Here is a 12,880-nt window from a genome sequence, read left to right on the forward strand (position 1 = left end):
TTTGCGATGAACGCGCGAACGGTAGCCGGAGCTGAGATCAGGATGATCGTCGAATGCTTCCAGGGCGAAGTCCGCATTAACAGGATTTTGAGCGCGGGATTCGCTGCCGCGAGAGATTGGGACACAGTTCCCGATCACCGGGCCCGGTGAATTGCCGGCTGCATTTCCAGGATCACCAACCTGCCCCCACTGATACGTCCCACCGAAAGGAAAAAATCATGCCGAAACCACTCTCCCCCGAGACTGTCCAGATCGTGAAAGCCAGCGCTCCGGCGCTCGCGGCCCACGGAACGGAAATCACGAAAAGCATGTATGCCCGCCTCTTCCGTGACGATCATATCCGCGCGCTGTTCAACCACGCCAATCAGGGCGAAGGCGGTTCACAGGTCAACGCGCTTGCCGCCGCCATTCTCGCCTATGCGCAGAACATCGATAATCTCGGCGTGCTTGGCCCGGTGGTCGAACGGATCGCCCACAAGCACATCGGCTACCATATCCTTCCGGAGCACTATCCCTTTGTAGCCAAGGCTCTTCTCGCCGCCGTCGAGGATGTGCTCGGAAGTGCTGCGACCCCTGAGCTCCTCAACGCATGGGGCGAGGCCTATTGGTTCCTGGCCGATATTCTCAAGGAGCGCGAAACCGCCATACGCGGCGAACTGATGGAGCGCTCGGGCGGTTGGAACGGCTGGAGAGATTTCGTCATCGTCTCAAAAGTTCGCGAGAGCGACGTCGTCACCTCGTTTATCCTGAAACCCAAGGACGGCGGTCGCGTTGCGCGCCACAGACCCGGCCAATATCTGACGTTTCGCTTCCAACTGGACAATGGCCTGGAGATGAAGCGCAACTACTCGATCTCCAGCGGGCCGAACGACAGCTTCTACCGCATCTCGGTAAAGCGCGAGGCGCAGGGGCAAGGCGGATCGCGATATCTCCACGATCAGGCGACCGTCGGCACGGTCTTGAGCGCGACCCCGCCGGCCGGCGACTTCTTCCTCCCCGAAGCGCCGGAAGCACCTGTCGTATTGCTGTCGGGTGGCGTCGGCCTGACCCCCATGGTCAGCATTCTCGAGACGATCGCCGAGGAACATCCGAACCTCGAGGCGCACTTCGTCCACGGCGCGCTGAACAGCGGCACGCATGCCATGGATCGGCATGTTCGCGAACTCGCCGACGCACACGGCAAGATCACGATCAGCAGCTTCTATAGTGCGCCTGCAAACGGGGATGCCGTGGGGCTGTCGCACGACTTCGATGGCTTCATCACCGCGGAATGGCTTCGCAAGCACACGCCGATCGCCAATGCCGAATTCTATCTCTGTGGCCCCAAACCGTTCCTTCGTGCGCTCGTCCCGGCTCTTGCCAGGGAAGGCGTTTCCAGCGAGCGGGTCCACTATGAGTTCTTCGGCCCAGCCGACGAACTCATTGCAGCCTAAAATGCCTTCGGTCGGCACTTTCACGGACCGTGGAAGAGCTTGATCTCCTCATTGCCGCGGCGCTGCCTTCGCGCCGCGGCAAGCCGACCTGCGCCGAGGATTGCGGCAGTCCCGCCTGTGCGTAAACGCCATCCGAAAGATCGCCCTTGATTTCGGACCCGCCATGCTGCATTGCAAAAAGAGCCGACACGGCAGGTCAAGCTTGGTCAGAATGCGGTCGTGGCATGCAGCACAGCAGACTAAACGTCCTGGTCATCGACGAGAATCGCATCCGCGCCGCCATCATCGAGGACGGGCTGCGCGACGCGGGCTATGACCATGTCACCGTCATCGACAATATGCACGGCCTGGCGCGGCGTATCGCGGACCTCAATCCCGACGTCATCGTGATTGATCTCGAAAACCCAAACCGCGACATGCTGGAAAGCATCTTCCAGCTTTCGCGCGCGGTGAAGCGCCCGATCGCGATGTTCGTCGACAAGTCCGACGAGGCCTCCATCGAGGCGGCTGTCGAGGCCGGGGTCTCGGCCTATATCGTCGACGGTCTGAAGCAGGAACGGGTGCGCCCCATCCTGAAGATGGCGATCAGCCGCTTCAACGCCTTCTCCCGCCTCAACCGCGAGCTGGAAGAAACCCGCGGCGAGTTGGAAAACCGCAAGGTGATCGACCGCGCCAAGGGCCTCTTGATGCGCTCGCGCGGGCTCTCCGAGGAAGAGGCCTATGCGCTGCTGCGCCGCACGGCGATGAACCAGAACCGCAAGATCGTCGACATCGCCCAAAGCCTCGTCACGGCGGCAAGCCTGCTCGATCCGGGAGGAAAGGAATGACGACGCGCCACGCCATCACCGCCGGTTTCGTGCCGCTCCTCGACAGCGCCTTGCTCGTTGTCGCCCGCGAGATGGGCTTTGCCGAAGAACAGGGGATCGACCTGACCCTGCTGCGTGAGCGCTCCTGGGCGAGCATCCGCGACCGACTTGCGGTTCGCCATGTCGATGTGGCGCATATTCTCGGGCCCATGCCGATCGCCGGCAATCTCGGCCTCAATGTGCCTGCCCCTGAAATGATCGTGCCGATGTCGCTGGGTCTCGGCGGCAATGCGGTGACGGTGTCTCCGGCGCTCTGGCAAAGGATGGCGGAAAACGGCGCGACCACGGATCTCGATGCGCGCGCGAACGGTGCAGCCCTGCGCAAGGCGATCGATGCGCAGGCGGGCGCGCCGCTGCGTTTTGCCGTCGTGCATCCCTATTCCGGGCACAATTACGAACTGCGCTACTGGCTGGCGGCGAGCGGCATCGATCCGGACCGTGATATCGAGATCGTCGTGCTGCCGCCACCCGACATGGGCGATGCGCTCGCCGAAGGCGTGATCGACGGCTATTGCGCCGGCGAGCCCTGGAACACCTTCGGCGTGCTTCGCCGCGGCGCACATCTCGCCACCGTCAAGGCGGCGATCTGGCGGTCGAGCCCCGAGAAGGTGCTTGGCGTCAACGCAAAGTGGGGGGAGGCCAACCCGGAGGCGATGGCCGCCCTGCTCGTGGCGCTTCATCAGGCGTCAATTTGGTGCGCCCGCCCGGATAACCACGAGGCACTCGCGACCCTTCTGGCAAAGCCTGCCTATGTGGGGCGCGACGCCGAACTGCTTCTTCCCGCCCTCAAAGGCACGCTGCCGGTCGGCGGCGGTGAGGTCCGGGTGGTCAGAGATTTCTTCGTTCCGAATGCCAAGGCGGCGACCTTCCCCTGGAAGAGCCATGCCCTCTGGTTCTACACCCAGATGGTGCGCTGGCGGCAGATCGAGCATGCGGCAGAGCGCCAGCGCATCGCCGCGGAAACCTACCGGCCGGACATCTACCGCGCCGCATTGAAGCACCTTGGTATCGCCATGCCGTCGGCAAGCGCCAAGGTGGAAGGCGCCTTGACCGTCGAAACCCCAGTCGGCTCATCGGGCGCGCTGACGCTCGGGCCGGATGGTTTCTTCGATGGCGGACGCTTCGATCCCGACGACCTCGATGCCTACATCGCTGCCCAGTCTGCAGGCTGAATGCGCGACGCCTAATTTATGCGCATTGCACAAAAAATGGCTTCGCACTGCACCAAGGAATGTCACCCACCGGGATGACGCCAGGCCGACGATTTCACTTTTTCTTTTAGATCAATAGCTTGCCAAAACTGGCACGCTGATTGCTTTTATATTCTCAGGCCCTCGGGCCAAGAGATCGGTGTCCAACGACGGGCGCCCTACCAGCAAAGCCGCTGATCAGGACTGCACACACGGAGCGAACCGTGTCGGGCATACCTGGCCAGCGGCTTTTTGTTTTTCACCCCCAAGATGGAGCGGCACGACCTTGTCGGGCCTCGGAGAAGCCATGTCTGAGAACAAGCAGCCATTATCCGCCAGCGAACCCGCCACGGCTTTGTGGATGTCCACTTTTGCCTTCACGATCTGTTTCGCCGTCTGGACGATCTTCGCCATCATCGGCATCCGCATCAAGCAGGACCTCGCGCTCACCGAAGCGCAGTTCGGCCTGCTGGTCGGCACGCCCATCCTCACCGGTTCACTGGTGCGCATCCTGCTCGGCGTCTGGACCGGGCGCTACGGCGGGCGCCTCGTCTATACGCTGACGATGCTGGCCGCAGCCCTTGCGACCTTTCTGCTCACCTACGCCACGACCTATCCGCAGATGCTGCTCGCCGGCCTCGGCATCGGTCTTGCCGGCGGCTCTTTCGCGGTCGGCGTCGCCTATGTCTCGCCCTTCTTTCCGCCGGAAAAGCAGGGGACGGCGCTTGGCATCTTCGGCGCCGGCAATGTCGGCGCGGCGGTGACGAAATTCCTGGCGCCCTTCGTCCTCATTGCCTGGGGCTGGCAGACGGTTGCCGAGATCTGGGCGGCCGCACTCGTCGTCACGGCGCTCGTCTTCTGGTTCACGACAAGCGACGATCCGGCCTTCCGCAGCCGCCGCGAGCGCCAACTGCCAAAGCGCAGCCTGCTCCAGGAGTTCGCCCCGCTGAAGAACGCCCAGGTCTGGCGTTTCTCGCTCTACTATTTCTTCGCCTTCGGCGGTTTCGTCGCCCTCTCGCTGTGGCTGCCGCGTTATCTCGTCGGCGTCTACGGCTTCGATATCGCCGTGGCCGGCATGGTCGCAGCCGCCTACTCCATCCCCGGCAGCGTCTTCCGTGCCTTCGGCGGCGTGCTTTCCGACCGCAAGGGCGCGCGTAGCGTCATGTACTGGATGCTCGGCATCTCGGCGGTGGCAACACTGATCCTGTCGCTGCCGGCCGCCGGCGAGGGCCACGGCTTCGGCATTACGCCTGCCGTCTTCATCGTCACGGTCTTCGTGCTCGGCTTCGTCATGAGCCTTGGCAAGGCCGCCGTCTACAAGCACATCCCGGCCTATTACCCGGAAAACGTCGGGGCGGTCGGCGGCATCGTCGGCATGGTCGGCGGGCTCGGGGGCTTCGTGCTGCCGATCGCCTTCGGCCTGCTCAAGGACGCGACCGGCCTGTGGTCGAGCTGCTTCCTGCTTCTCTTTGCCGTCGTCGTCGCATCGCTCCTGTGGATGCATCTTTCGATCCGCCAGATGGAACGCCGCGCGCTCACCCTGCCGACGGCTGCTGCCGCGTAAACAGACAAGGACAGACCATGACCGAGAAACTCGTCATCATCGGCAATGGCATGGCGCCGGGGCGCATGCTGGAGCACCTGCTGGAAAAGGCGCCCGGGCGCTACGACGTGACCATTTTCAACGCCGAACCACGCGTCAACTACGACCGCATCATGCTGTCGCCGGTGCTGTCGGGCGAAAAGGATTACGAAGAGATCATCATCCACGGCGACGGCTGGTACATCAAACACGGCATCACGCTTTACAAGGGTCATCGCATCGTCGCGATCGACCGCGATGCCCAAACCGTGACCTCCGACCATGGCGTGACCGAAAGCTATGACAAGCTGGTGATCGCGACCGGTTCGGTGCCCTTCATCCTGCCGGTGCCCGGCAAGGACCTGCCCGGCGTCATCACCTATCGCGATCTCGATGACGTGCAGGCCATGCTGCTCGCTGCCCAGTCGCGCGAAAAGGCCGTCGTCATCGGCGGCGGCCTGCTCGGCCTTGAAGCGGCCGCCGGCCTTGCCGGTCGCGGCATGGACGTCACCGTTCTTCACGTGATGCCGACGCTGATGGACCGCCAGCTCGACCCGGCCGCCGGCTATCTCCTTGAGAAGGAGCTGGAAGGCCGCGGCATCAAGATCATCTGCAAGGCCAACACCAAGGCGATCGTCGGCAACGGCAGGGTCGAAGGCATCGAGCTCGACGACGGCCGCATCATTCCGGCGACGCTCGTCGTCATGGCCGTCGGCATTCGGCCGAGTGTCGGCCTTGCGAAGGAGGCCGGCCTTGCGATCAACCGCGGCATCGTCGTCGACCAGGGCATGCAGACCTCGGATGGCCGCATCTGGGCGCTCGGCGAATGTGCGGAAGTGGGCGGCATGGTCTATGGCCTCGTCGCGCCGCTTTACGAGATGGCCCGTGTCGCCGCCTCGCATCTGGCTGGCGACCGCTCCGCCGCCTTTGTCCATTCCGACACGCCGACCAAGCTCAAGGTCACCGGCATCGAACTTTTCTCGCTCGGCGACTTTGCCGATGGCGACGACCGCGAGGAGATCGTTCTGCGCGACGCCACGGCCGGCGTCTACAAGCGGCTGGTGCTGAAGGGCAACCGCATCATCGGCACCGTGCTCTATGGCGAAACATCCGACGGCGCCTGGTTCAACGATCTGAAGAAGAAGGAGACCGACGTCTCCGAGATGCGCCAGACCCTGATCTTCGGCCAGGCCTTCCAGGGAGGCGCTCCGCTGGACCCTATGGCGGCCGTTGCAGCCTTGCCGGATGATGCGGAAATCTGCGGCTGCAACGGCGTTTGCAAGGGTAAGATCGTTTCCACGATTGCCGACAAGGGCCTGACGTCGCTCGACGAGGTGCGCGCCCACACCAAGGCATCGGCCTCCTGCGGCTCCTGTACCGGCCTTGTCGAACAGCTGATGACGCTGACGCTCGGCGAGAGCTACAGTCCGGCCGCCGTCCAGCCGATGTGCGGCTGCACCGATCTCGGCCACGACGACGTACGTCGGCTGATCAAGGCCAAGGGCCTGAAGACCATTCCCGCGGTCATGCAGGAGCTGGAATGGAAGACCTCCTGCGGCTGCGCCAAGTGCCGCCCGGCGCTCAACTACTACCTCGTCTGCGATTTCCCCGACGAATATGCCGACGACTACCAGTCGCGCTTCATCAACGAGCGCGTTCACGCCAACATCCAGAAGGACGGCACCTATTCCGTCGTGCCGCGCATGTGGGGTGGGGTCACCAATTCCGGCGAGCTGCGGGCCATCGCCGACGTGGTCGACAAGTTCGAAATTCCGCTGGTGAAGGTGACCGGCGGCCAGCGCATCGACCTGCTCGGGATCGAAAAGGAAGACCTACCTGCCGTCTGGGCCGATCTCGGCAAGGCCGGTTTCATCTCGGGCCAGGCCTATGCCAAGGGTCTGCGCACGGTGAAGACCTGCGTCGGCTCGGACTGGTGCCGCTTCGGCACGCAGGATTCCACCGGCCTCGGCATCCGCATCGAAAAGTTCATGTGGGGTTCCTGGACGCCCGCCAAGCTGAAGATGGCGGTTTCCGGCTGTCCGCGCAATTGCGCGGAGGCCACCTGCAAGGACATCGGCGTCATCTGCGTCGACTCGGGCTTCGAGATCCATTTCGCCGGTGCTGCCGGGCTCGACATCAAGGGCACCGAGGTACTTGGCCTGGTGAAAAGCGAGGACGAGGCGCTGGAACACATCGTGGCGCTGACGCAGATGTACCGCGAGCAGGCCCGCTATCTCGAGCGCATCTACAAGTGGGCGAAACGCGTCGGGCTGGACGAGATCCGCCGCCAGATCATGGACGATGCGGACAAGCGCAAGGCCTACTACGACCGCTTCGTCTTCAGCCAGAAATTCGCCCAGGTCGACCCCTGGTCGGAGCGCGTCTCCGGCAAGGACAAACACGAGTTCCGGCCGATGGCGACGGTCGGCTTCCCCCAAGCTGCGGAGTGAGATGATGAACATGACCTGGCACCCGATCGGCGACATCTCGGACATTCCGCTGCGAGGCGCGCGCTGCGTGAAGACGCCTCAGGGCAAGATCGCCGTCTTCCGCACAGCCGAAAACGAGGTCTTCGCCATCGAGGACCATTGCCCGCACAAGGGCGGGCCGCTGTCGCAAGGCATCGTCCACGCGAAGGCGGTCACCTGCCCCTTGCACAATTGGGCGATCTCGCTCGAAACCGGCAAGGCGCTCGGGGCCGACGAAGGCGCGGTGCGCACCATTCCGGTGCGTATTGACGGCGGCGCGCTGTTCATTGCGCTCGAAAGCCTGCTGATTGCGGCGGAATGACCATGGAAAAGGAGGTCAAGACCACCTGTCCCTATTGCGGCGTCGGCTGCGGGGTCATCGCGACGGTCGATGACAACGGCGCCGTCGCCGTGCGCGGCGATGCCGACCATCCCGCCAATTTCGGCAGGCTGTGCTCCAAGGGGTCCGCACTCGCCGAGACCCTCGACCTCGACGGTCGGCTGCTGCATCCGGAGATCGACGGATGCCAGGCTGGCTGGGACGAAGCCCTCGACCTTGTCGCTACGCGCTTTGCGGAAACGATTGCCGAGCACGGCCCGGATTCGGTCGCCTTCTACGTCTCCGGCCAGCTGCTCACCGAAGACTACTACGTCGCCAACAAGCTGATGAAGGGTTTTGTCGGTTCCGCCAACATCGATACCAATTCACGTCTCTGCATGTCCTCGTCGGTTGCCGGTCATCGCCGTGCCTTCGGTTCGGATACGGTACCCGGGACCTATGAGGATCTGGAGCTGGCCGATCTGGTCGTACTCACCGGATCGAACCTTGCCTGGTGCCACCCCGTCCTCTACCAGCGCCTTGCCGCCGCCAAGGCGAAACGGCCGGGCCTCAAAATCGTTCTCGTCGATCCGCGCCGCACCATGACGGCCGATATCGCAGACCTGCATCTCGCGATCCGGCCCGACGCCGATGTGGCGCTCTTCGTCGGGCTGTTCTCACATCTGGTTTGCAGCAATGCCGTCGACCAGAACTATGTCGCGGCGCATACGGCCGGCTTCGGTGATACCTTGCTCGCAGCGGGCGGTGTTTCGTTCGACGACGTGCTCGAGCGGACCGGTCTTCCGGCGATGCAGTTGCGCGAATTCTACCGGCTGTTTTCGACAACCGAGAAGGTCGTGACCTGCTACAGCCAAGGCGTCAACCAGTCGTCTTCGGGCACCGACAAGGTCAACGCGATCCTCAACTGTCACCTTGCGACCGGCCGCATCGGCCGGCCGGGCATGGGGCCGTTCTCGCTGACGGGGCAGCCGAATGCGATGGGCGGCCGCGAGGTCGGCGGGCTTGCGAACATGCTCGCAGCACACATGGCGATCGAAGATGCCGGTGATCGCGATCGCGTCCAGCGCTTCTGGCGTTCGCCAAAGATTGCCGAAAATCCGGGGCTCAAGGCCGTCGATCTCTTCCGGGCGATGGCAGACGGTCGCGTCAAGGCGCTCTGGATCATGGCAACGAACCCCGTCGTCTCGATGCCGGATGCCGACGCCGTCGAGGCCGCGATCAGGGCCTGTCCCTTCGTCGTGGTTTCCGACATCCTGAAAGAAACTGATACCGCCCGCCACGCGCATGTGCTGCTGCCGTCGCTCGGTTGGGGGGAAAAGAGCGGCACGGTCACCAATTCCGAACGCCGCATCTCGCGCCAGCGGGCGTTCCTCGCCGCACCGGGAGAAGCCCGGGCGGACTGGTGGCAACTGGCCGAGGTCGGTCGCCGCCTGGGCCATACCGATGCTTTCGCCTACGAAGCGCCCGCCGCGATCTTCCGCGAACATGCCGCGCTCTCGGCCTTCGAAAATGCCGGCAGCCGCGATTTCGACATTGGCGCCTATGCCGATCTTGCGCTTGAGGACTACGACGGGCTGACGCCCTTCCAGTGGCCCCAACGGGAAGGCCAGAAGCGCGCCGAAAGCCGTTTCTTTGCGGCGGGCAACTTCTATCACGCTGACGGCAGAGGCCGGTTCGTGGCCGTTCGCCCGGCAGAGACCGACCGCACCAATGCCGATTACCCGTTCACGCTCAACACCGGCCGCATCCGCGACCAGTGGCACACGATGACCCGCACGGGCAAAAGCGCGCGCCTCTCGGCCCATATCGCCGAACCGTTTGCCGAACTGCACCCGCGTGATGCGATGGAGATCGGCGTCGGCAACGCCGACCTTATCGAGATTGAAAGCCCTGAGGGCAAGGCGTTCGTACGTGCGCTCATCACCGACCGCCAGGCGCGCGGCAGCATCTTCGTGCCGATGCACTGGAACGACCAGTTTGCGGCGAAGGCACGCATCGATGTCCTCGTGCCGCCGATCACCGATCGTCTTTCCGGCCAGCCGGCATCGAAGAACATTGCGGTCGCCGCGCGAAAGTTCAAGGCGACGCACTACGCCTTCGCTGTCTCGCTGGCAAAGCCGGTCGATCCGGATGCTGCCTATTGGGCGCTGGCGAAGGCGGCTGGCGGCTGGCGATTGGAACTGGCTTTTGCCGAGCCGGTGGACGACTGGGCCGGCTGGTGCCGCCGCGTTCTTGCGATCCCGCAAGGGGTAGAGCCGCTCGGCTATGCGGATGCACAGACCGGCGACATCAGGCTCGCCTTCTTCGATGGTCCGCAGCTTCTCGCGGCCTTCTTCCTCGCGCGTGAACCGGTCGCCGTCGCGCGCAACTGGGCGATCGCACAACTCGGCGCTGACCACGCCAATCTGCGCAAGCGCTTCGCGCTCGTCGCGGGCCGTCCGGGGGCGGACAAACCGGATCCCGGCGCCACCGTCTGCTCCTGCTTCGGTGTTGGCGTCAACCAGATCGTCGCGGCCGTACGCGGCGGTTGCCACAGCGTCGAGGCCGTCGGCGTGGCGCTCAATGCCGGAACCAATTGCGGCTCGTGCCGCGCCGAAATCAGGGGGATCATCGATGGATGTCTTGCAGCAGCCGCAGAGTGACGGACCCGCCCGCATGGAGGCGCTCGCCAAGCTGCCCGTCTTCTGGGCGCTGGAGGGCCGGCGCGTCGTGGTGGCCGGTGCAACGGACGGAGCGATGTGGAAGGCCGAGCTTCTGGCCGCCTGCGGCGCCCGCGTCGACCTCTACGCTGAAGGGAACGACGAGGCGCTCGCGGCATTTGCCGGCCGTACCCCGCAACACCCCACCGCCAGCGTCACGCTAAACCGCCGGCACTGGGCGCCCGCCGATCTTGACGGTGCCGCGCTCGCCGTCGGCGATTGCGAGGACCAGGCGGAGGCGCGGGCATTCTTCGCCGCCGCCCGCGCGGCGGGCGTTCCGGTCAACGTCATCGACCAGCCGGACTTCTGCGAGTTCCAGTTCGGCTCGATCGTCAACCGCTCGCCCGTCATCGTTGCGATCTCGACCGATGGCGCCGCCCCGATCCTCGCCCAGACGATCCGCCGCAAGATCGAGACGCTGCTGCCGAAAAGCCTGAAGGCCTGGGCAGCGCTGGCACAGTCTCTTCGTGGAGCGGTGAACCACCGGATCGAACCCGGTCCCCGGCGCCGCCTCTTCTGGGAACGTTTTGCCGATCGCGTCTTTTCGACCATGGATACGCCGGAGGAGGGCGTAGGCGGGGTGCTTCTTGCTGATGCCGAAAGGCTCGCGGGAGCCCCCGCCATCGGTCACGTGACTTTGGTCGGCGCGGGACCGGGCGATGCCGAACTCCTGACGCTGAAGGCCGTGCGCGCGCTGCAAGCGGCCGATGTCATCCTTTTCGACGACCTCGTTTCTTCAGACGTGCTCGAACTCGCCCGGCGGGAGGCAAAGCGCATGCTCGTCGGAAAGCGCGGCGGCCGCGAAAGCTGCCGGCAGGAAGACATCAACGCCATGATGGTCAAGCTCGCCAAGGCTGGGAAACGCGTGGTGCGGCTGAAATCCGGCGACCCCATGGTTTTCGGCCGGGCCGGCGAGGAAATCGCCCATCTCGACCGCGAGAACATTCCCGTCGACGTTATCCCCGGCATCACTGCCGCAAGCGCCATGGCCTCCCGTCTCGGTCTGTCGCTGACCCATCGCGACTATGCCCAGTCGCTTCGGCTGGTGACCGGTCATTCCCGCCACGGCGGCCTGCCCGATGATGTCGACTGGGCAGGCATTGCCGATCCGCGCAGCACGGCGGTCTTTTACATGGGTGGCCGAACGGCGGGGCTGATTGCCGAAAAGCTTATCGGCGAAGGCCGTTCACCTGAAACACCGGCCGTGATCATGAGCGATGTCAGCCATCCGACGGAACGCAGCTGGCGAGGCACGCTCGCCACAATCCCGGAGGGCATAGGGGAGATCGGCTACGACAGCCCGGTCCTCATCGCTGTCGGCGGCGTGTTTTCGGCCCGAGACAAGCGGGCCGGATCGATCGAGCGCACGCTCGCCGGAGCATGCTGATGGGCATGTCCCTGGTGTTCCTCGTTCTCGCCATCGGCCTCAGCTGGCCGCGTTTCAGGCTCATCTTCCTGGCTCAATCGAACGCTGCGCTGGCCGCAGCGCCCCTCACCATGGTTGCGAGTGCCGTGAACCTCTGCGCCATCGGCCTCGCTGTTGCAGAACACGGTCTGCTTTTCGGCGGATTGCTCATCGCCGGCGGTATGTTCTTCGCGAAAATAATGCAAGCCGTGCCTTCAACGCCGGGCATCTTAGCTTCAGCCCTGTGCCTTGCCGCCTACATAGAAATGACGATGACGGTCGTGGCGTGACGAGCTCAATGCTGCCCCTGAACAGACACCAGCGTCTGCTGACGCGCCAAGGGATATTCGAAGGCGTCGCCTCGTATCGACGTCCCGAATATCCCAAGGTCGCCACCGTAGGCTGGTTCTAAGCGCGCAGGCAGATCACGGCCATCCCCCAATTGAGGAATGAATGCCTGTACCGAACAAGTAAAGCCGCTGCCCCGCGGCCGACATCAGTCGACTGCCGTTTCCGATCCATCGCCGCTTTCGTCGAGTACGACCGTCTCGCCGAGCGGGGTCGCTGCAATTGACCTGATCTCTTGGGCGAGCGACGCCAGCTTGCGCGCAATCTCCTGCAATTCGGCGGTCGAGCCGGTGGCCTCACAGGTATTTTCAACGCTCCGTTCGTCCATGTGCTCTTCCTCTTTCGAGTGGACGCAGGAGCGGAGCATATTTCTAATCTACTATATAAGGCCACAAGCCGTCGCGCGTTCTTCGTGCGGCGCACAGCCATAGGTATAGGCCGATCGATAAGCCGGCGATCACCCGCGACAGATCTCGATCCACGGCCGATTGGCCTTACCTGCAGCAATCAAGCCCATCGGCGATCTCGCAGGTCATCAAAACCTTGGAA

General features: G+C 64.0%; 10 protein-coding genes. 9 read left to right on the forward strand and 1 reads right to left on the reverse strand.

The window, feature by feature from the left end; genetic code table 11:
• Nucleotides 1-218 precede the first annotated feature (218 nt).
• The 9 genes from hmpA to BLU15_RS18670 all read left to right on the forward strand — a co-directional run bounded on the left by hmpA (nt 219) and on the right by BLU15_RS18670 (nt 12,273).
• On the forward strand, nt 219-1,433 hold the full coding sequence (hmpA, locus tag BLU15_RS18630) for an NO-inducible flavohemoprotein (RefSeq protein ID WP_034789777.1): 1,215 nt from the start codon (nt 219-221) through the stop codon (nt 1,431-1,433).
• A 224-nt stretch (nt 1,434-1,657) separates the two neighbouring features.
• Entirely contained in the window at nt 1,658-2,260 is a 603-nt protein-coding gene (locus BLU15_RS18635; protein ID WP_034789780.1) for an ANTAR domain-containing response regulator, read from the forward strand.
• A complete protein-coding gene (locus BLU15_RS18640; protein WP_034789783.1) occupies nt 2,257-3,471 on the forward strand; it encodes a CmpA/NrtA family ABC transporter substrate-binding protein in 1,215 nt (404 codons plus the stop codon). The genes BLU15_RS18635 and BLU15_RS18640 overlap by 4 nt, the downstream gene beginning before the upstream one ends.
• 325 nt (nt 3,472-3,796) lie before the next feature.
• Nucleotides 3,797-5,053: an MFS transporter gene (locus BLU15_RS18645; protein WP_034789792.1), complete on the forward strand. Its 1,257-nt coding sequence runs from the start codon at nt 3,797-3,799 to the stop codon at nt 5,051-5,053.
• A 17-nt stretch (nt 5,054-5,070) separates the two neighbouring features.
• A complete protein-coding gene (gene nirB, locus BLU15_RS18650) occupies nt 5,071-7,521 on the forward strand; it encodes a nitrite reductase large subunit NirB (RefSeq protein ID WP_090297070.1) in 2,451 nt (816 codons plus the stop codon).
• Nucleotides 7,522-7,525: 4 nt separating this feature from the next.
• Entirely contained in the window at nt 7,526-7,861 is a 336-nt protein-coding gene (gene nirD, locus BLU15_RS18655) for a nitrite reductase small subunit NirD (RefSeq protein ID WP_370689609.1), read from the forward strand.
• Between the two features lie 2 nt (nt 7,862-7,863).
• Entirely contained in the window at nt 7,864-10,521 is a 2,658-nt protein-coding gene (locus BLU15_RS18660; RefSeq protein WP_090297073.1) for a nitrate reductase, read from the forward strand.
• Nucleotides 10,493-11,965, forward strand: coding sequence for a siroheme synthase CysG (gene cysG / locus BLU15_RS18665; protein ID WP_090297075.1), 1,473 nt, complete (start codon nt 10,493-10,495; stop codon nt 11,963-11,965). Before BLU15_RS18660 ends, cysG begins: the two co-directional genes overlap by 29 nt.
• Complete coding sequence (locus BLU15_RS18670) at nt 11,965-12,273, forward strand: hypothetical protein (RefSeq protein WP_244546770.1); 309 nt, start codon at nt 11,965-11,967, stop codon at nt 12,271-12,273. Before cysG ends, BLU15_RS18670 begins: the two co-directional genes overlap by 1 nt.
• 206 nt (nt 12,274-12,479) lie before the next feature.
• On the opposite strand, the gene BLU15_RS18675 is transcribed toward BLU15_RS18670, so the two are convergent.
• On the reverse strand, nt 12,480-12,659 hold the full coding sequence (locus tag BLU15_RS18675; protein WP_034789801.1) for a hypothetical protein: 180 nt from the start codon (nt 12,657-12,659) through the stop codon (nt 12,480-12,482).
• Between the last annotated feature and the right edge of the window lie 221 nt (nt 12,660-12,880).

This window comes from Ensifer sp. YR511, assembly GCF_900103045.1.
In the GTDB taxonomy this organism is placed as follows: Bacteria; Pseudomonadota; Alphaproteobacteria; order Rhizobiales; family Rhizobiaceae; genus Ensifer; species Ensifer adhaerens.